Here is an 18,837-nt window from a genome sequence, read left to right as displayed (position 1 = left end):
TCTTGGATGCAGGGGCTTGGACCGTGATCCCTGGGTACAATTCCCGCTATGTCCGAAGCCGTAACAAACCCGCCCCCCTTTGTGCATCTGCGTGTCCACTCCGAGTTCTCGGTGGTGGACGGTATTGTGCGCATTCCCGACCTGATCAAGCGCGTGGCCAAGCTGGGCCAGCCCGCCGTGGCGCTGACCGACCTGTCCAACCTTTTCGGTCTGATCAAATTCTATAAAGGCGCGCGCAACGCAGGGGTCAAGCCGATTGCTGGCTGTGACGTCTGGTTGAGCAATGATGACGACCCGGCCAAGCCGTTCCGGCTGCTGTTGCTGGTGCGCAACCATCAAGGCTACCTGAACCTGTGCGAACTGCTGTCCAAGGCCTTCCTGACGAACCAGGGCAAGGGCCGCGCTGAAATCCGCCGCGAATGGCTGCAAGGCCAGCAAGGCCTGATTGCGCTGTCGGGCGGTCGCATGGGCGACGTGGGCCAGGCTTTGGACGCTGGCAACGCGGTGTCGGCGCTAGCCTTGGCGCGCCAATGGGCGCATCTGTTTCCGGGCAGCTACTACATTGAATTGCAGCGCGCCGGCATGGATGGCGACGAAGCTTATACCCAGGCCGCCATGCGGCTGGCGGGCGAAGCCGGCTTGCCGGTGGTGGCCACGCACCCCGTGCAGTTTCTGGACGAATACGAATTCCAGGCGCACGAGGCCCGCGTCTGCATTGCCGAAGGCGAAATCCTGGCCAACCCGCGCCGCGTGCGCCGCTTCACCAAAGAGCAGTACCTGCTGAGTTCCGAGGAAATGGCGCGCCGCTTCGCCGACGTGCCCTCGGCGCTGGCCAACACGGTTGAAATCGCCAAGCGCTGCAACCTGAGCCTGGTGCTGGGCAAGCCGCGCCTGCCCAACTTCCCCACGCCCGACGGCGTGACGCTGGACGACTACCTGGTCCAGTTGTCGGAAGAGGGTCTGGAAAAGCGCATGGCGTTCCTGTTTCCGGACGAGGCCGAACGCGAATCCAAGCGCGAGCAATACTACGAGCGCCTGCGCTGGGAATGCAAGACCATCATCCAGATGGGCTTTCCGGGCTACTTCCTGATCGTTCAAGACTTCATCAACTGGGGCAAGAACAACGGCGTGCCCGTTGGCCCGGGCCGAGGCTCGGGCGCGGGTTCGCTGGTGGCCTACGCGCTGGGCATTACCGACCTGGACCCCATTCGCTATGACTTGCTGTTCGAGCGGTTCCTGAACCCGGAACGGGTCTCCATGCCCGACTTCGATATCGACTTCTGCCAGGACAACCGCGAACGGGTCATCGATTACGTCAAGGAAAAGTACGGCCGCGCCGCCGTGAGCCAGATCGCCACCTTCGGCACGCTGGGCGCCAAGGCCGTGGTGCGCGACGCCGGCCGCGTGCTGGACATGCCTTATATGTTCTGCGACGGCCTGTCCAAGCTGATCCCGTTCAACCCGATGGACCCGTGGACGCTGGAACGCACCCTGAAGGACGAACCCGCCTTCAAGGACCGCTACGAACAGGAAGAGGAAGTGCGCGCGCTGGTCGACCTGGCCAAACCGCTGGAAGGCCTGACCCGCAACATCGGCATGCACGCGGGCGGCGTGCTGATCGCGCCCGGCAAGCTCACCGACTTCTGCCCGCTGTATTGCCAGCCGGGCCAGGAAAACAGCGCGGTGTCGCAGTTCGACAAGGACGACGTCGAAGCCGCCGGCCTGGTCAAGTTCGACTTCCTGGGCCTGCGCAACCTGACCATCCTGGACTGGGCCGTGCGCTACGTGCGCCAGTTCAACGAGGACAAGCGCGACTTCGACGTCATGGCGCTTGAGCTGGACGACCCGGCCGCCTACAAGATCTTGTGCGACGCCAACACCACCGCCGTGTTCCAGCTGGAATCGCGCGGCATGAAAGAGCTGCTGAAGAAGCTGCGGCCGAACACGTTCGAAGACATCATCGCCATGCTGGCCCTGTATCGTCCGGGGCCGCTGGAATCAGGCATGGTGGACGACTTCGTCAACCGCAAGCACGGCCGCGCCGCGGTGGACTATTTCCACAACGACCTGGAAAGCACGCTGAAGAGCACCTACGGGGTCATCGTCTACCAAGAACAGGTGATGCTGATCTCGCAGATCATCGGGGGCTATTCGCTGGGCGGCGCTGACCTGCTGCGCCGCGCCATGGGCAAGAAAAAGCCCGAGGAAATGGCCAAGCACCGCGAACTGTTCGAACAGGGCGCCAAGGAAAAGGGCCACGACCCGGACCTGGCGGTCAAGCTGTTCGACCTGATGGAAAAGTTCGCGGGCTACGGCTTCAACAAGTCGCACTCGGCCGCCTACGCGCTGATTTCGTACCAGACCGCCTGGCTCAAGGCCTATCACCCCACCGAATTCCTGGCCGCCACCATGTCGTCCGACATGGACGACACGGACAAGGTGCAGATTTTCTGCCGCGACGCCCAGGACAACGGCGTCGAAGTGCTGCCGCCTGATGTCAATTTTTCGGGCTACCGCTTCGAACCCGTCAAGGACAAGTACACCGAAAAAGGCAAGCCGCCGCGCACCATGCGCTATGGCCTGGGCGCCGTCAAGGGCACGGGGCAGGGGGCGGTCGAAGACATCCTGCGCGCCCGCAAGGAAGGCGGCCCGTTTCTGAATCTGTTCGATTTCTGCCGCCGCGTGGGCAAGCAGGCGGTCAACCGCCGCACCATCGAAGCGCTGATCAAGGCCGGCGCGTTCGACACCATCGAACCCAACCGCGCCGCGATGCTGGCGTCGGTGCCCACCGCGATGGAAGCGGCGGAACAGGCGGCTCGCAGCGCCAATCAGGCGTCATTGTTCGGCGACGACAGCGGTGACGTGGTCGCGGGCGAACTGGCCAAGGTGGCGCCGTGGGACCTGCACAAGAAGCTGACCGAAGAAAAGTCCGCACTGGGCTACTACTACAGCGGCCACTTGTTTGACGCCTGGCGCGACGAAGTGCGCCGCATCGTGCCCATGCAACTGGCGCGCGTGGAACCGCAGCGCGATCTTCAGTGGATGTGCGGTGTGCTGGCCAGTGTGCGTGTCATGATGACGCGGCGCGGCAAGATGGTGTTTGCCGTGCTGGATGACGGCACCGCGCAGGTCGAGATCTCGGTGTTCAACGAGCTCTACGAAAAGCACCGCAACCGCTTGCGCGAAGATCAACTGGTCATCGTGCAGGGCAAGGTCAGCAACGACGACTACTCCGGCGGCATGCGTATCGTGGCCGAGCAACTGTACGACCTGCAACTGGCCCGCGAAGCGCGCGCCAAGTCGCTGCGCGTCAAGCTCAATGGCTCGGCCGATGCCGCCCGCTTGCGCCAGATGCTGAACCCGTTCCGGGCCGAACCCGAGAACGGCATCCCGGGTGTGCCGGTGGATATCGTCTACACCAAGAACAATTTCAATTGCACAGTGCGCTTGGGCGAAGAGTGGCGCGTACGCATGGCCGACACGCTGCTTGAGAACCTGAATGCCTGGACCAAACCCGATGGGGTTGAGGTGACCTATTGATGAGAAGCCTGCGCATCGTCCATTCCGAAGCGGCCACCAGTTTCGGCGGCCAAGAGGGGCGGATCTTCAAGGAAATGGCGGCCATGCGTGCGCGCGGCCACCATGTTGAAGCCATCTGCCAATCGCGTGCCATGTTGTTCGAACGCCTGGCGGATGCCGGCTTCACGGTGCACAAGGTCGACATGGACGGGCCGGTGAATTATTTCAAGGGCGTGGCCGCCGTCCGCCGAATTTTGCGGGACGGGCGCTTTGACGTGCTCAACACGCACAGTCGGCGCGACACGGTCATCGCGGGCATGAGCGGCCGGCTGGCCGGCACGCCGCTGATCGTGCGTACCCGGCATTTGTCGAACAAGGTCGGTTCGATGTGGTCCTACACCTGGCTGCCGCACCGCGTCACCGCCGTCAGCGACCACGTGCGCAAGCACCTGATCCAGCGGGGCGTGCCCGCCGACAAAGTGGCCACGGTCTACTCGCCTATCGTCTTGCCGGCGCCGGTCGAGCGGTCGACGCTGCGTGACGAACTCGGCCTGGCCGATGATGATGTCGTCGTGGGCTGTGTGGCCGTCATGCGCGCCACCAAGGGCCACAAGGACCTGATCGACGCGATGGTGCCGCTGATGGCAAGCCGTCCCAAAGTGCATCTGGTGTTTGTGGGCGGCGGCTCGCCGGTTTTCGAGCAAACGCAGGAATACGTGGCCCAGTTGGGCCTGCAGCATCGCATCCACCTGTTGGGCATGCGCCGCGATGTGCCCAATCTGCTGGCCGGGTTTGACGTGTTTGCGCTGGCCACGCAGCAAGAGGCATCCGGCACGGTGTATGTCGAAGCTCAGGCCAGCGGTTTGCCGGTGGTGGGCACCGACGTGGGTGGGGTATCCGAAATGTTCCGCGATGGCGACACGGGCATCCTGGTGCCGCCCAAGGATCCCCAGGCGCTGAGCGATGCGCTGCAACGCCTGATCGACGACCCGGCGCTGCGTCGCCGCATGGGTGAGGCCGGCCGCAAGATGGTCTGGGAAGAGGCCGTGTTTTCGCCAGCGCGGCTTGCCGAAACCACCGAAGCCATCTATCTGAAGTGGTTGGCGGAACGCGCCGCATGAACGCGCCCAACGTTCCCGTGCTGATGTACCACCATGTCACCCCCGCGGGCGGCATGATCGCGGCGACTCCCGATGTCTTCGAGGCACAGATTGCGCGGCTGGCGCGCGCGGGCTACCAATCGCTGACGGCCGCCGAGTTCGCCGGCTACCTGGCCGGCCAGCCCGTGCCCGCGCGTTCCGTGTTGATCACCTTCGACGATGGCTACCTGAACAACTGGGTACACGCGCATCCGGTTCTGGCGCGCCATGGCATGCGCGCCGTGCTGTTCACCATCACGGGCTGGATCGGCAATGGCCCGGTGCGGCCGCACGCGGGTCAGGGCGGCGTGCTGCCGGCCACGCCCGACCACAACGCCTGCAAGGAGTTGGTGGCGTCGGGCCGCAGCGACGAAGCCATGCTGCGCTGGAGCGAGATCGAAGCCATGCAGGCCGCGGGCACCTTTGAATTCCACTCGCACACGCACACCCACACCCGCTGGGATAAGGTCTGCGACAACGATGTGGACGCCAAGCGCGCCCGCATCGCACAGGAACTGCACGATTCCCGCCAGGTCCTTGTGCAGCGCCTGGGGTCGGTCAGCGACCATCTTTGCTGGCCGCAGGGCTACTTCGACGCTGACTACGTTGCGGCCGCGCGCCAGGCCGGTTTTGCTCACCTGTACACGACCGACCCCTTTGGCCAGAACACGCCCGGCGCGGACCCCGAACACATTTATCGTTTCGCCGTGCGCAATCAGGGCGGAAGCTGGCTCAACCGGCGTATCTGGTTGTCGCGCGACCCCTTTTGGGGGCCCCGCTACCACGCCTGGAAAGCCTGGAAAAAGCGTCTTAGGAATCGCGCATGAAGTTATCGGTCATCATCATCACCAAGAACGAAGCGGCGAACATTGCCGCCTGCCTGAAGTCCGTGTCCTTCGCCGATGAATTCATCGTGGTCGATTCCGGCAGTACCGACGGCACCGTGGAATTGGCGCAGGCCTTGGGCGCGCGCGTCGAGGTCACGGCCGACTGGCCCGGTTTCGGCCCGCAAAAAAATCGTGCGTTGGACCTGGCCACGGGCGACTGGGTGTTGTCCATCGACGCCGACGAGCGTGTCACGCCCGAACTGGCGCACGAAATCCAGGACGTCTTGGCCAACCCGCGCGCCGATGCGTACGAGATCGCCCGCCTGTCGAACTTCTGCGGCAAGGATATTCGCCACAGCGGCTGGTGGCCCGACTACGTGCTGCGCCTGTTCAAGCGCGGCACGGCGCGTTTTACGGACGCCGCCGTGCATGAGCGCGTGGTGCCCGCCCAAGGCCAGCCGCTGAAATTGCAGGGCTATTTCAATCACTATCCCTACGACAACCTGGACGCGCTGATCAACAAGGTCAACCGCTATTCCTCGGACGCTGCGGCCATGATGTATGCCAAGGGACGCCGCACGTCGGTGTTTGGCGCGCTGGGCCATGGGTTCTGGACCTTTGTGCGCATCTATCTGATCCGGCGCGGGTTTCTCGATGGCAGGCATGGGCTGGTGTTGGCCGTGACCGCGGCCGCGGGCAGCTTTTTCCGCTATTCCAAGCTGATGTTCCTGGCCGAGAAGCAGAAGTGAAGATCCTCTATACGAACTTCCACGGTGGCAATGGCGGGGGCCACGTTACCTACATCATCAACCTGGCCCGCGCCTTGTCGCCCAACCACGACATCACCGTTGCCGCGCCTGCCACCAGCCGGCTGTACCGCTATGCGCGCACGATCCCGGGCGTGACGGTGGTAGACATGCGCTACACCACGCGCCCGTCATCCTGGTTCAAGGACCGCGCCAAATTAAACCGCCTGATCAAGACCGGCGGTTTCGACATCATCCACGCCAACGGCTCGGCCGACCACAAGCAGGTGATGCTGGCCACGCTGGGCATGGCGCGGCGCCCGTGCATCGTGTTCACCAAGCACAACGATCACCCGCTTTCCAGCTTTGGCCACAAGCTTCGGGTGGCGTTGGCGACCGACCACGGCATCGCGGTCAGCGATTACATCCATGGCCTGATGCAGCGTTCGCCGTACCGCAAGCGCCCCATCACCACCATCCGGCATGGCATCGACACCGTCTTTTTTGCGCCGCCGCCGCCGGAAAGTCTGGACAAGCTGCGCGCGCTGATCTTCGGCGCGGATTGGCAAGGCAAGCTGCTGCTGGGCAGCGCGGGCGGCACCGACTTCGACAAGGGCTGGCTGGATCTGGTTGCGGCGGTGGCGGCTCTGCCGCCCGCCGACAGGACCCGCGTGCTGCTGATGGTGGCGGGCGACCCGCCATCCGAAGCCAAGCTGGCGCGCGTGCGCGAACTGGGCATGATCGATCAGGTTCGCTTTCCGGGGCTGCTCGATGATGTGCGTGCCTCGCTTGCGTCCTGTCACGCGGGCTTCGTGCTGTCGTACCGTGAAGCCCTGTCGTTCGCCTGCCGCGAGATCATGGCGCTGGGCTTGCCGGCCTTGGTCACCAACGCTGGCGGCCTGCCCGAAAATGTGACGGATGGCGTGGACGGCTGGATCGTGCCGGTGCGCGACGTGGCCGCCATGACGGACAAGCTGCGTTTCATGCTGGACCATCCCGACGCGGTTCGCGAGATGGGCGCGCGTGCGCGTGAAACCAGCCTGCGCGACTTCAATCTGGAGCGTTTCGCCGCCGCCACACTGGATGTCTACCAGCGTACGCTGGATGGACGCCGGACTCTATAATCCCGCCTTATGTCTATTCCAATTCTCATGTACCACCAAATCGGCGAACCCAACCCCAAGGGCACGCCGTTTCGTGGGTTGACCGTACATCCCGACAGCTTTGCCCGACAGATGCGCTGGATGCGTCGGCTGGGGTATCGGGGCCTGTCGATGCGCGACGTCATGCCGTATGTGCGCGGCGAACGGCAAGGCAAGGTGTTCGGCCTGACTTTCGACGACGGCTATCGCAACGTGCATCACAATGCGATGCCCGTGCTGAGCGAACTGGGATTCACCGCCACCAATTACTTCGTGGCGCGCCAGTTCGACGGCGGCAACGTCTGGGACTTGCAGAAAGGCATTCCGTTTTCCGCCTTGATGTCGGTGGGCGAAATGCGCGAATGGGCGCAGGCTGGCAACGAAGTCGGCTCGCATACGCTGGACCACGTCCATTTGCCGGAGATGCCCCTCGACGAAGCGCGCCGCCAGATCGTGGAATCCAAGAACGAACTGGAACAGGCGCTGGGCGCACCGGTGACTGCTTTTTGTTATCCCTACGGCGATCACGGCCCCGAGCATCGCGCCATGGCGCGCGAAGCTGGCTATGACAACGCCACGCTGACGCAGCGCGGCCTGGCAGCTGCGTCCGACGATCCTTTCGGCCTGCCTCGGGTGACGGTGGCGCGTTCCACCAATATCATCCGATTCCTGCAGAAGTGCCTGACCCGGTATGAAGACACCCGCCGGCGCCGTTGAGCAGCGGCTCCGCATCGCGTTGCTGGTGGACCGTTTCGGTAACCGCTTCGGCGGCGCGGAGGCCTACGGGGTGGAGCTGATGCGGGTGCTGGGCCAGCGGCACGACGTGTCGGTGGTTGCGCGGGACTTCGACAGCGACCTGCCGTTTCGCTTCCTGCCCGTGCGCTTTCCCACCTGGCTGCCGAGCTGGATGCGCGTGCTGTATTTCGCCTGGCGCGCCGATCGGCTGACACGCGGCCGCTTCGACATCGTGCATTCGCACATGAACGGCTGGGCGGGTGAAATCCAGGTCATGCACGTAACGCCGGTGCGCTACAACCGCGTCGCGCGGGTCAACCTGCTACAGCGTATCAATGCGTGGCTGAGTCCGCGCCTGGCAACCTATCTGCTGTTGGAAAAATTGCGAGTGCGGCGTGCGCCCGCCCGACGCGTCGTAGCCGTGTCGGGCTTGATTATGGAGCAGTTGCATCGTAGCTATGGCCCGCAGTTGCAGGTGGATATCATCGCGCCAGGGGTCAAGCTGCCTTCAGCCGACGTGGCCACAAGGCGCAATGCGATCCGTGCGCGCCTGGGCTGGAACGCCGACACGATCGGCTGCCTGCTGGTGGCTCGCAACCCGTTGCGCAAAGGGTTGCCGGCGTTGCTGGACGCCCTGGCGCAACTGCCCGCCCATTACAAGTTGCTGGTTGTGGGGGCCGATGAACCCACGCGCGACCGGGTCCGTACGGCGGATGGCGTGGCGCACCGCGTCACGCTGGTCGACCCGACGCCTGATGTTGCCCAGTATTTCAGCGCGGCGGATATTTACGCGCATCCCACGCTGAATGACAGCTACGGCATGGCGCCGCTGGAAGCGATGTCGCATGGCCTGCCGGTGGTGGTCAGTTCGCCCGCCTACTGCGGCTTTGCGCAATACCTGTCGGCGGGCAAAGACGCGCTGATCCTGCAAGACCCGCGCGATGGCGCCCAACTGGCGCAGGCGCTCGAGCGACTGGGATCCGAACCGGAGTTGCGGGCCACGCTGATCCGGCGCGGGCTGGAGATCGCCCGCGACCAAAGCTGGGAAACGGTGGCTTCCCGTTATGAAGCGCTATATGAAAAGGTGCTTCAAGCGCGGCAGGGCGGGTAAGTGGTTGAGTGGGTAAGCGGGTGAGTGGGGAAGTGGTTGAGCGGGTAAGGGCGCCACCAGCCGCGTCAGCCTCAATGCGCCGGCGCCGTCGCGCGCTCTAATTCGTCCAGCCACCGGATTGCATGTTCCCGGTTTGGGCCGCACATCTCTGGCTGGGGTTGCAGCCCGCCGCAGAACGCCGGGCGGGAAGGCTGGCCGAAGATGGCGCAGCGCATGTCGGGCAGCAGTTGAATACAGGGCACGCCGGCGGGCTTGCCTTGCGGCATGCCCGGAATAGGCTGGGTGATGGACGGGGCGATGCAGCAGGCGCCGCAACCCGCCCGGCAATCCAGCGCCACGGCGGTCAGGCTCATACCCATCCGCGCAGCCAGTACACGAACAGGCCAGCGTATTCCTTGATGATGGAGCGGCTGGCGTCAAACGTACGCTGGTCAGGCAACCAAAGCGGTAACGATTCGTCTGCCGGCACCACGATCTGCGGCGGAGCCGGCGCGGCGATCGCTTCCACCCCCTGCTTGGAAAAGGCGGCCATGGCGCGCGGCATGTGCAGCGCGGACGTCACCAGCAGCACTTTGCCGATGCCGCGTGCCTTGAGCTTGTCCTCGGTCAAGGCTGCGTTTTCATAGGTGGTGCGGCTGGAGTTTTCCAGTATCAACGCGCTTTCGGGCACCCCCTGCTGACGGATGGCGTGCGCCATGCCACGGGCCTCCGACACATCGCCTTCCAATGCGCCGCCCGACAGCACTACCTTGGGCGCGCGTCCAGCCAAATAGAGTTGGGCCGCGGTGTCTATGCGGACCACCGCGGTCTCTTTGTCATAAGGCAGGAACCAGTTGGCGCGCCCGTTGGCGGTATTGCCGCCCAGCACCACGATGGCGTCGGCCGTGGGCGAGTCCGCCGGGGGCAGATGCGGATAGCGGGTTTCCAGCGCACCGCCCAACCACAGAGACGTCACCGGCAGCGACCACGCCAAGGCCCACAGCAGGCCAGCGGCAATGAGGGCGCCGCCCGTCTTGCGTAACCTGAACAGGCCCAGTACCAGGCCGACAACGACCAAAGTCACGCACAAGTTGAAAGGAATGATCAGATTTGCGAGATAGCTGGAAAAGGTCATGTGAAAACAGTCCTGATTACTTCGTCCCGTCCAGCAGGGTCAACGCCTGCTGTTCAACTTCATCGACGGTCGGCCATGCGTGCTCGGATCCTACGCATACCGCGCGAGGCGACCACGGGCCGGTCCGGCCCGGCCGGGTCACGCCAAACAACGCCAGTTCGCGGGCGGACGCCGCCGCGGCAACGTGGGATACCCCGGAATCGTTGCACACCACCAGTGCCGCCCGCGCCGTCAGTGCGGCAAACGCGCCCAGCGGCAAGGGGGGCAGCAATTGCGCCGTGGGTGCATTGCGCCGCGCCTCGTCGGTTTCGGCCGGAGGGGGGCACATTACCACGGTATGGCCACGGGCCTGCAAGGCGCGAGTCAGTGTATCGAATCCTGGCCAGACCTTGATCTTGCCCTTGTGCAGCCCGGTGGCGGTGGGGGCGATCAGCACAAAACGCTGGGCGCTGAGCCCTGCCGCCCGCAGCGCCTGGTCGGCGGCGTCCTGGTGCGCCGCCGTCAACGGCAGGTCGAGCGTGGGGCCGGGTTGAGCCGGGCCGCTGGGCAGGCCCCAGCGGGTCAGGGCCTGGCGGGTCAGATGGTGCCAGGACTGCACGGCGTGCAAGGTCTCTTCGGGTTTGGCCACGGGCCAGCGCAGCAGGAAGCTGCGGCCGTCGTCCCGATAACCGGCGCAGGGCAGGCCCGCCAGCCGGAAAACCAGCGCGCTGGACAGCGAGTCCGGCAGCAACAAGCCCCGGGCGCGGCGGCCCAGCGCACCCAGGCCGCGGCGGTGGGCACTGACGGCGGCCCGGTCCGGGCCGACCTTGCCGCGCATGGGAATGAAATCGTGCTTGGGTACGCCGTCCAGCAGGTCGCGGGCCCAGGGCCTTGCGCAGATCACCAGGGGCAGGCCGCTGGCTTCCAACGCCCGCAGGCTGGGCAGACTCATGCAAACATCGCCCACCCAATTGGGTAACCGGACGTATATACAGCGGATATCGGACATGGGTGGGGGGTGAGGCAAATTAGTCTTATTAGGGGTAGGGCGACTCAGCGCGGCGGCGCGTAGCCGGTACAATCCTGGGCACAATTGTATAAAAGCGAGTGCTCCCTTTGAATTCTGCCGCACGCAACACACCCGCGGATTCCACTCCCGTCAAGTCCGAACTCTGGAACCGGATCTACAGCCGGGTGGGCGCCTATTGGAAGGGCTTGTTGCTGGCCGTCCTGCTGATGGCGGGCGCGGCGGCAACGCAACCCGTCCTGGCCGTCATTATGAAGCCCTTGCTGGACGGTGGCTTTTCGGGGGCCAAACCCTATTATGTCTGGGCCTTGCCGTTGGCGGTGGTCGGCCTGATCCTGCTGCGCGGCATCTGCAACTTCTTCAGCGACTACCTGCTGGCCTGGGTGGCCAACAATGTGCTGCTGGGCATGCGCCGCGACATGTTCGAGCGCCTGCTGGGCTTGCCCGACGAGGACTTCAAGCGCGGTGACACCGGCCGCCTGCTCAACCGCTTCACCATCGACGCCGGCAACGTCACGGGCTACGCCACCGACGTCATCACGGTGCTGGTGCGCGAAACCCTGGTCGTCATCGCCCTGATCTGCGTGCTGCTCTACATGTCGTGGGTGCTGACGCTGATCATCCTGATCATGCTGCCGGTGTCGGTGCTGATTTCCCGCTTTTTCATCAAGCGCCTGCGCCGCATCAACCGCGACACCGTCAACATGAACGCCGAACTGACCCGCGTGGTCGGCGAAGGCATCGACGGCCAGCGCGTCATCAAGCTGTTCGACGGCTATGAAGTCGAACGCGGTCGCTTCGATTTCGTCAGCCGCCGCCTGCGCCGGTTCGCCATGCGTACCGCCACGGCGGACGCGGCCCTGACGCCGTTGACCCAGGTCTGCATCTCGATTTCGGTGGGCGCGGTTATTGCCGTCGCCCTCAGCCAAGCCAATAATGGCTCGCTGACCGTGGGCAGCTTCGCCTCGTTCATGGCCGCGCTGGCGCAGATTTTCGACCCCATCAAGCGCCTGACCAACGTGGCCGCCCGCATGCAGAAAATGCTGGTGTCCGCCGAAAGCGTCTTCGCGCTGATCGACCAGACGCCTGAAATCGATACCGGCACCAAGGAACTGGCCGAACCCGTGCGCGGCAAGGTGGAGTTCCGCAACGTCAAACATCGCTTTCCCGACGCGGACCGCGATACCGTCAACGACATTTCCTTCACGGTAGAGCCGGGCCAGACGGTCGCCCTGGTGGGCCGATCAGGCAGCGGCAAGACCACGCTGGTCAATATGCTGCCACGCTTTGTGCTGGCCGATAGCGGAACCATCCTGGTGGACGACACGCCAGTCAACGACCTCACGCTGCGCAGCCTGCGTTCGCATTTGTCCCTGGTCAGCCAGGACGTCGTGCTGTTTGACGACACCATCGCGGCCAACGTGGGCTACGGCGCGTTGGGCAAGTCCAGTGAACAAAAGGTGCGCGACGCCCTGGCGGCGGCCAACCTGCTGGAATTCGTGGAAGGCTTGCCGCAAGGCATCAACACCCCGGTGGGCGAGAATGCCGCCCGCCTGTCAGGGGGGCAACGCCAACGGTTGGCGATCGCGCGCGCGCTGATCAAGAACGCGCCCATCCTGATTCTGGACGAAGCTACCTCCGCCCTGGACAACGAGTCCGAGCGCCAGGTGCAGGCCTCGCTGGAACGCCTGATGAAGGGCCGCACCACGCTGGTCATCGCCCACCGCCTGTCCACGGTCCAGAACGCCGACCGCATCATCGTGCTGGACGCCGGCAAAATCGTCGAACAAGGCCCCCACTCCGAGCTGCTGGCGGCCAATGGCCTGTATGCCTCCTTGTACAAAATGCAGTTCCGCGACGACTGATCCAGGACGCTATCGGCTTTTGCCGCATCCAGGGCGCCAGGCCCGCCGTGTAACCAGGAACGCCCTATGGCTCTGCCTATGGAAGGCAATCAACTCGTCAACGTTGTCGTCTTGTTGGGGGCGGCCGTTATTGCCGTGCCCCTGTTCAAGCGCCTGGGCCTGGGCTCGGTGTTGGGCTATCTGGCGGCGGGCCTGGCGATCGGCCCATTCGGCATCGGCTTCTTTTCCGATCCCAAATCCATCCTCCACGTCGCCGAGCTAGGCGTCGTCATGTTCCTCTTCATCATCGGGCTGGAAATGCAGCCCTCGCGCCTGTGGAAGCTGCGGGGTGAAATCTTCGGGCTGGGTCTGGCGCAGGTGGTGGTGTGCGGCGCCTTGTTGACGGTCGTCGGCCTGTTGGCCGGCTTGTCGGGACCCGCGGCTTTCATGGCGGCGATGGGATTCGTGCTGTCGTCCACGGCCATCGTGATGCAGATTCTGGGCGAGCGCGACGAAAGCACCAGCGCGCAGGGCCAGCGGATCGTCTCCATCCTGCTGCTGGAAGACCTGGCCATCGTGCCCTTGCTTGCCCTGGTCGCCTTGCTGGCGCCTGCGGGGAGCGGCGCGGAACCTGGCAATCCGTGGATGCAGTCCGCTATTGCTGTCGGATGCATCCTGGCGTTGCTGGCGGCCGGGCGCTGGTTGCTGAATCCCTTGTTCCGCCTGCTGGCCGCCGCACGCGCCCGCGAGGTCATGACCGCCGCCGCGCTGCTGGTGGTGCTGGGGGCGGCCTTGCTGATGGAACTGGGCGGCCTGTCCATGGCCATGGGGGCGTTCCTGGCTGGCGTGCTGCTGTCCGAGTCCACCTTCCGCCATCAATTGGAAGCCGAAGTCGAGCCGTTTCGCGGGATATTGCTGGGCCTGTTTTTCCTGGGCGTGGGCATGTCGCTGGACCTGTCGGCAGTGATTCGCGAATGGCCCTTGATCCTGGCGGCCGTGGTGGCGTTCATGCTGGTGAAATCCGTGGGGGTGTATGCGGTGGCGCGCTTGCTGCGAGCCTCGCATGCGGAAGCGGTGACGCGGGCCGCCTTGCTGGCGCAGGGCGGGGAATTTGCCTTTGTGCTTTTTGGCGCGGCAGCCACGGCGGGTATTTTCGACGCGCATACGGGCGCCGTTCTCACTGCCGTCGTCATTATTTCCATGGCGCTCACTCCGTTGTGCGTGCTGTCGCTGCGCTGGCTCTTGCCCAAATCCGAGCAATCAATGGATGGGGTGGATGTCGCCCAAGATCTGGACGGATGCGCCCTGATCGTCGGATTCGGCCGTTTTGGCCAGATCGTCAGTCAGGCGATGCTGGCCCGGGGCTTGACGGTGTCCATCCTGGATACCGATACCGACGCCATTCGGGCGGCCGCCAAATGGGGCGTGAAGGTGTACTACGGCGACGGCACTCGCATCGACATGCTTCGCACGGCTGGCGCCGAACATGCTTGCGCCATCCTGATTTGTATCGACAACCCCCAGGCCGTGAATCACATGGTCAAGCTGATTAAGTCTGAATTCCCGCTGGTCCGGGTGGTCGTGCGGGCCTATGACCGGATCCACTCGCTGGCACTCGCCAAGGAAGGGGTCGATTATCAAATACGCGAAACCTTGGAGTCCGCCCTGTTGTTCGGCGGGGCTGCGCTGCGCGCCATTGGTGTGCCGGCGGACGAGGCCGACGAGGTGGTGGAGGATGTGCGCAGGCGCGACGCCGAGCGTTTCGACCTGGAAGTCGCCGGTGGGCTGTTTGCTGGCCGATCGCTCATGTACGGCAATATGACGGGCCCGGCCGACGGTAAAAATGACAAACCCGACCGCGAGACTGCTCCAGTCGATCCGACCCCGCTCGTGTAACGCTGTATATCTCTATTTTTTCATTACTTTACGTATCATTTCACGCGCGGAATCAACGGACTGCGGTAGATTGGATCGCACTGACCCTTCGTCCATGAAGGGCTTTTGCCAGGGGGCTGCCATGCTGCATTCCGACCGGAGTTTCACGACGCCGCACGCTGTAGGCGTTGAGCTTGCCCGACGCCAGGCTGTGGCGTTGCGCTGTGGTTTTTCCGCTGACGTCATGCGTCAGTTGCTGTCTCAGGCTGGCAGCGCGGCGCCTGCCTGGGCAATCAATGCTCAGCGGGAAACGGACAAGGTCCGCGGGGTGCGGGCCTTTCCTTTCCGCATCGGCGCCACGGCAGCCCCTTAGCTGCCTGCCCGCCTTGCCGAGCCGGCGCGCCCGGCATGCCAACAGACCGTCTACGCTTTGAATTCCCGGTATCTTCCCGAGCACGCGCGCAACCTTGCGCTGCGGCAAAAGGCGCGCCGTCCGCGCGATCTGGCGGGCCAAGCAGCCCGGCCGCAACCAGGTCGCCGCGGCTTGCAGGGGCTGATGGGGGGCTGTTGGAGCTGATGGCCTATCGGCCCAGCATCAAGGCTTGTATGCGCGTCTGCGCCTGCTGCAAATTTTTGGCCTGATCATTCAGTGCTTGCAGCAGTTGATTCAGTTCGGCCTGCACCGCGGGATCTTGCACCCGAACGATCGCGCCCGAGATCTCAATCTGCGTCTTGTTGGCCTCGACGTAGTCCCCGATCTTCAGAGCGCTTTCAAAAGTGGCATTCAATTCGGGTAGCACGTCGCGGAAGGTGTCGGCGGGCAGGCTCACGGTCTTTTCATAAGCCTTGTCGTATACCGCCTTCAGGTCTTCGGGCTGCTTGAGCTGCGCGTGCGCGGCGTCCGCCTTGGCTTGTTGTTCTTTCAAGGCCGCGCCCATTTCATTCAGCGACTGTTGAGCGGTCTTCAGGTCCTCGCGGCGCGTCACGATGTCGTTCAGCGAACGCACGGTGCCTTTTTGCGCGATACCCGCCAAGGGCTTGATCGATGCATCCATGCCGGCGTTGAAGTCGGTAATCACGGCGTAGTGCGACGCATAATCGCCAAAGGATTTCTTTTCATCATCCGTCAGCTTCGGCACGCGCACGCCGGGCTTGTCGACGATGCGGGTCTGCAAGTACTGCGTGAATGCGGCACGTTGCTCGGGTTCCTTGTCGCCGCAAGCGGCCAGCACCAGCGGCAGCGCCGCAACCAGCAGCAAGAACGGACGAAATAGGGACTTCATTGCATTGACCTCCGAAAGCATGAAAAAGGCGCTTGTACAGGGTTTACCCTGGAAGCGCCCGCGAGCTTATCGGCTATGTTTTTGCAATGCCATTCGTTTCAAACTTGTTTTCAAACGAATCGTTAAGACACACAATCCGCGCATAATGAAGTGAATGTTCGCGGATTATCTGTTAAACGCGCGCGTATTAAACAAGGATGATGTCGTATTTCTCTTGCGAATAGGTGCTTTCGACTTCCAACGACACGCGCTTGCCCACAAAATCGCCCAGCATGGCCAGGTGTTGGCTTTCCTCTTCCAGAAATAAATCCACCACGTCTTGCGAGGCCAGGATGCGGAATTCCTTCGGATTGAATTGCCGCGCCTCTCGCAGAATTTCGCGCAGAATCTCATAGCACACGGTGCGCGGCGTGCGCACATTGCCACGTGATTCGCACATGGGGCAGGGCTCGCACAGTTGGTGGGCAAGCGAATCGCGCGTGCGTTTGCGCGTCATTTCCACCAAACCCAGTTGCGTGAAGCCATTGACCGTCATACGCGTGCGGTCACGCGACAACGCCTTTTTGAGTTCTGCCAGCACGGTGTCGCGGTGTTCCTGCTCTTCCATGTCAATGAAGTCAAGGATCACGATGCCGCCCAGGTTGCGCAGGCGCAGTTGTCGCGCAATGGCCTGTGCCGCTTCCAGGTTGGTCTTGAATATGGTGTCGTCGAAATTGCGGCCGCCCACGAAGCCGCCGGTGTTCACGTCCACCGTGGTCAAGGCTTCGGTTTGGTCGATGATCAGGTAGCCGCCCGATTTCAGGTCCACCCGGCGCGATAAGGCGCGGGCGATCTCGTCGTCCACGTTAGCCGTGTCAAACAGGGGGCGCTCGCCGCTGTAATGCTGGATGCGGTCCATCACGGATGGCGTGTAGGTCCGCGCCCATTCCAGCATCGCCGCGCTTGTCGTACGCGAATCCACCAGAATCGTCCCGGTGTGAGGGCCCACCATGTCGCGCAAGACTCGTTGCGCGAGCGTCAAATCCTGATGCAGAAGGGCAGGCGCTGGCTGGGTGCGCGCAGCCGCCTGGACGCTGGTCCACAGCTTGCGCAGGTACTCCAGGTCTGCAGTCAACTCTTCATCGTTGGCGCCTTCAGCCTGGGTTCGTACGATGAAGCCGCCTTTTTCTTCAGGCGGCATCAGCGCCTGCAGCCGTTCACGCAACTGGATCCGTTCGGATTCCGCGTCGATTTTCTGCGAAATGCCGATGTGCGGGTCGTGCGGCAGATAAACCAGCATGCGGCCGGCCATGCTGATCTGCGTCGACAGTCGCGCGCCCTTGGTGCCCAGGGGATCCTTGACCACCTGCACCATTAGGGTCTGTCCCTCGAAAAGCAGCTTTTCGATCGGCGTGGGCGTCAGTCCCTGGCTGCGTTCGCCCCGATTTTCACGCAGATCCGCAATATGGATGAATGCGGCGCGCTCCAGGCCAATATCAATGAAGGCGCTTTGCATGCCCGGCAGCACCCGCACCACTCGCCCTAGATAGATATTGCCAACATGGCCCCGCTGGATGCTGCGTTCCACGTGCAGTTCCTGTACTGATCCCTGTTCCACCAGCGCGACGCGGGTTTCAAATGGGGTCACATTGATCAGGATGTCTTCGCTCTGGGCGATGGCTGGGGGCATAGGGTGCTCGTCTCCAAGTAGGTGCGGCGTACAGGCGAATAGTAAACGTACCCTAACGCTAGGCAAGTCCGATGGCACGACAGGGTCTACCCATATATGTCCAGCTATATATATAGATAGGTTCCGAAGTGGAAGGCCGGAGCGCGGTGGCGGTATCGTGCCTCTTTAGGTTTCTCTCAACTTTCTTGCCAGGCAGGCAGGGCTGTCTAAAAACTTGTGCTATAGTCTCGCTCCTTCGCAGTTCAGGCAGTTTTTGAACCGCGAAGCCAGGAGTAGCGCAACAGGCCAACCAGCAGGCGATCCGCAAGGAAACCTACCCGGCCTGCCGCAAAGCCACCAGTAGATAGATGTCTGGCAGCCAAGCGGTAATTGCAAGTATTGCAGCAAATCAGGCAAAAGCCAGTTGCGCAAATTGCAAAAATCGTGCTAAAGTCTTGGGCTTGGCTGGTGATAGCGATTCAGGGTTTACCCTAATCAATATTGCAAGCCACCTGAAGTGATGACCGACCTCTGGTTTCCAGAGCCAAAGCAAAGCGGAAGCGAGCGGCGGGGTTGCAAGATGGGATGCAAATTAGGCAAGAGCCGGTTGCATAATCTGCAAAAGTCGTGTTATAGTTTCAGGCTTGGCAGTTGCCGAAAACTTAGGGTTAACCCGGATGGGTGTTCTGATGTTTCGATAGCTGCTAAGAGAGGGTGATCTGAAGAGGTCGCAAGCAAGAAGGCGGTGACGCGAAAGCGAACGAAGCTGACTTGACAAGCGATAAAAACTTCTTCATAATCTCGCCTCTCTGCTGCTGAAAACAGCGAGCGACGCAAGGCGAAAGCCG

The 18,837-nt window shown here is 63.1% G+C and carries 16 protein-coding genes; 10 read left to right on the top strand and 6 right to left on the bottom strand.

Annotated features, from left to right (window positions below):
• Nucleotides 1–48: 48 nt before the first annotated feature.
• The 7 genes from dnaE to WBR68_RS03155 are packed head-to-tail and all read left to right on the top strand — an operon-like array spanning nt 49 to nt 9,219.
• Entirely contained in the window at nt 49–3,540 is a 3,492-nt protein-coding gene (gene dnaE, locus WBR68_RS03185; RefSeq protein WP_050450123.1) for a DNA polymerase III subunit alpha, read from the top strand.
• Nucleotides 3,540–4,640, top strand: coding sequence for a glycosyltransferase family 4 protein (locus tag WBR68_RS03180; RefSeq protein WP_127183942.1), 1,101 nt, complete (start codon nt 3,540–3,542; stop codon nt 4,638–4,640). The genes dnaE and WBR68_RS03180 overlap by 1 nt, the downstream gene beginning before the upstream one ends.
• The gene (locus tag WBR68_RS03175; protein WP_230693503.1) at nt 4,637–5,485 is read left to right on the top strand and encodes a polysaccharide deacetylase family protein; all 849 of its coding nucleotides are present in this window, start codon (nt 4,637–4,639) and stop codon (nt 5,483–5,485) included. The genes WBR68_RS03180 and WBR68_RS03175 overlap by 4 nt, the downstream gene beginning before the upstream one ends.
• On the top strand, nt 5,482–6,234 hold the full coding sequence (locus WBR68_RS03170; RefSeq protein WP_230693502.1) for a glycosyltransferase family 2 protein: 753 nt from the start codon (nt 5,482–5,484) through the stop codon (nt 6,232–6,234). Before WBR68_RS03175 ends, WBR68_RS03170 begins: the two co-directional genes overlap by 4 nt.
• Complete coding sequence (locus tag WBR68_RS03165; RefSeq protein WP_230693501.1) at nt 6,231–7,355, top strand: glycosyltransferase; 1,125 nt, start codon at nt 6,231–6,233, stop codon at nt 7,353–7,355. Before WBR68_RS03170 ends, WBR68_RS03165 begins: the two co-directional genes overlap by 4 nt.
• Before the next feature lie 9 nt (nt 7,356–7,364).
• A complete protein-coding gene (locus WBR68_RS03160; RefSeq protein WP_157055537.1) occupies nt 7,365–8,090 on the top strand; it encodes a polysaccharide deacetylase family protein in 726 nt (241 codons plus the stop codon).
• Nucleotides 8,065–9,219, top strand: a complete 1,155-nt coding sequence (locus WBR68_RS03155; RefSeq protein WP_230693500.1) for a glycosyltransferase family 4 protein — start codon at nt 8,065–8,067, stop codon at nt 9,217–9,219. Before WBR68_RS03160 ends, WBR68_RS03155 begins: the two co-directional genes overlap by 26 nt.
• A 71-nt stretch (nt 9,220–9,290) precedes the next feature.
• Here the strand turns inward: WBR68_RS03155 and WBR68_RS03150 are convergent, their stop codons facing one another.
• Genes WBR68_RS03150 through WBR68_RS03140 form a run of 3 tightly spaced genes read right to left on the bottom strand, consistent with a single transcriptional unit; the run spans nt 9,291 to nt 11,321 of the window.
• Nucleotides 9,291–9,572: a YkgJ family cysteine cluster protein gene (locus tag WBR68_RS03150; RefSeq protein WP_370641177.1), complete on the bottom strand. Its 282-nt coding sequence runs from the start codon at nt 9,570–9,572 to the stop codon at nt 9,291–9,293.
• The gene (locus WBR68_RS03145) at nt 9,569–10,333 is read right to left on the bottom strand and encodes a YdcF family protein (RefSeq protein ID WP_050450131.1); all 765 of its coding nucleotides are present in this window, start codon (nt 10,331–10,333) and stop codon (nt 9,569–9,571) included. Before WBR68_RS03145 ends, WBR68_RS03150 begins: the two co-directional genes overlap by 4 nt.
• Nucleotides 10,334–10,349: 16 nt before the next feature.
• Nucleotides 10,350–11,321 (bottom strand): glycosyltransferase family 9 protein, encoded by a 972-nt coding sequence (locus WBR68_RS03140; RefSeq protein ID WP_127183946.1) that lies wholly within the window; start codon nt 11,319–11,321, stop codon nt 10,350–10,352.
• A gap of 107 nt (nt 11,322–11,428) precedes the next feature.
• Here WBR68_RS03140 and msbA point away from each other — a divergent pair, with 107 nt between their 5' ends.
• The 3 genes from msbA to WBR68_RS03125 all read left to right on the top strand — a co-directional run bounded on the left by msbA (nt 11,429) and on the right by WBR68_RS03125 (nt 15,431).
• Entirely contained in the window at nt 11,429–13,204 is a 1,776-nt protein-coding gene (gene msbA, locus WBR68_RS03135) for a lipid A export permease/ATP-binding protein MsbA (RefSeq protein ID WP_050450133.1), read from the top strand.
• A gap of 66 nt (nt 13,205–13,270) precedes the next feature.
• Nucleotides 13,271–15,079 (top strand): monovalent cation:proton antiporter-2 (CPA2) family protein, encoded by a 1,809-nt coding sequence (locus tag WBR68_RS03130; RefSeq protein WP_230693499.1) that lies wholly within the window; start codon nt 13,271–13,273, stop codon nt 15,077–15,079.
• Nucleotides 15,080–15,200: 121 nt separating this feature from the next.
• Nucleotides 15,201–15,431, top strand: coding sequence for a hypothetical protein (locus WBR68_RS03125; RefSeq protein ID WP_050450137.1), 231 nt, complete (start codon nt 15,201–15,203; stop codon nt 15,429–15,431).
• A gap of 208 nt (nt 15,432–15,639) precedes the next feature.
• Here WBR68_RS03125 and WBR68_RS03120 read toward each other — a convergent pair whose 3' ends face one another.
• The 3 genes from WBR68_RS03120 to WBR68_RS03110 all read right to left on the bottom strand — a co-directional run.
• Nucleotides 15,640–16,341, bottom strand: a complete 702-nt coding sequence (locus WBR68_RS03120; RefSeq protein ID WP_050450135.1) for a DUF3053 domain-containing protein — start codon at nt 16,339–16,341, stop codon at nt 15,640–15,642.
• Nucleotides 16,342–16,528: 187 nt separating this feature from the next.
• Nucleotides 16,529–18,010 carry a ribonuclease G gene (gene rng, locus WBR68_RS03115; RefSeq protein ID WP_050450136.1) on the bottom strand — a complete coding sequence of 494 codons (1,482 nt, stop codon included), beginning with the start codon at nt 18,008–18,010 and terminating at the stop codon, nt 16,529–16,531.
• Nucleotides 18,011–18,619: 609 nt separating this feature from the next.
• The coding region (locus tag WBR68_RS03110; RefSeq protein WP_230693498.1) for a hypothetical protein at nt 18,620–18,837 on the bottom strand (218 nt) is incomplete at its 5' end.

This window comes from Achromobacter sp. JD-1, assembly GCF_038594925.1.
GTDB lineage: Bacteria > Pseudomonadota > Gammaproteobacteria > Burkholderiales > Burkholderiaceae_B > Achromobacter > Achromobacter spanius_C.
Note: the sequence above shows the minus strand (reverse complement) of the source record. Positions and strands in the feature narration are given on the sequence as shown.

Bases quoted from the DNA above. Each gene is read 5' to 3' on its own strand.
- dnaE (WP_050450123.1), top strand. From the start codon at position 49: ATGTCCGAAGCCGTAACAAACCCGCCCCCCTTTGTGCATCTGCGTGTC.
- WBR68_RS03180 (WP_127183942.1), top strand. From the start codon at position 3,540: ATGAGAAGCCTGCGCATCGTCCATTCCGAAGCGGCCACCAGTTTCGGC.
- WBR68_RS03175 (WP_230693503.1), top strand. From the start codon at position 4,637: ATGAACGCGCCCAACGTTCCCGTGCTGATGTACCACCATGTCACCCCC.
- WBR68_RS03170 (WP_230693502.1), top strand. From the start codon at position 5,482: ATGAAGTTATCGGTCATCATCATCACCAAGAACGAAGCGGCGAACATT.
- WBR68_RS03160 (WP_157055537.1), top strand. From the start codon at position 7,365: ATGTCTATTCCAATTCTCATGTACCACCAAATCGGCGAACCCAACCCC.
- WBR68_RS03155 (WP_230693500.1), top strand. From the start codon at position 8,065: ATGAAGACACCCGCCGGCGCCGTTGAGCAGCGGCTCCGCATCGCGTTG.
- WBR68_RS03150 (WP_370641177.1), bottom strand. From the start codon at position 9,572: ATGAGCCTGACCGCCGTGGCGCTGGATTGCCGGGCGGGTTGCGGCGCC.
- WBR68_RS03145 (WP_050450131.1), bottom strand. From the start codon at position 10,333: ATGACCTTTTCCAGCTATCTCGCAAATCTGATCATTCCTTTCAACTTG.
- WBR68_RS03140 (WP_127183946.1), bottom strand. From the start codon at position 11,321: ATGTCCGATATCCGCTGTATATACGTCCGGTTACCCAATTGGGTGGGC.
- WBR68_RS03130 (WP_230693499.1), top strand. From the start codon at position 13,271: ATGGCTCTGCCTATGGAAGGCAATCAACTCGTCAACGTTGTCGTCTTG.
- WBR68_RS03125 (WP_050450137.1), top strand. From the start codon at position 15,201: ATGCTGCATTCCGACCGGAGTTTCACGACGCCGCACGCTGTAGGCGTT.
- WBR68_RS03120 (WP_050450135.1), bottom strand. From the start codon at position 16,341: ATGAAGTCCCTATTTCGTCCGTTCTTGCTGCTGGTTGCGGCGCTGCCG.
- rng (WP_050450136.1), bottom strand. From the start codon at position 18,010: ATGCCCCCAGCCATCGCCCAGAGCGAAGACATCCTGATCAATGTGACC.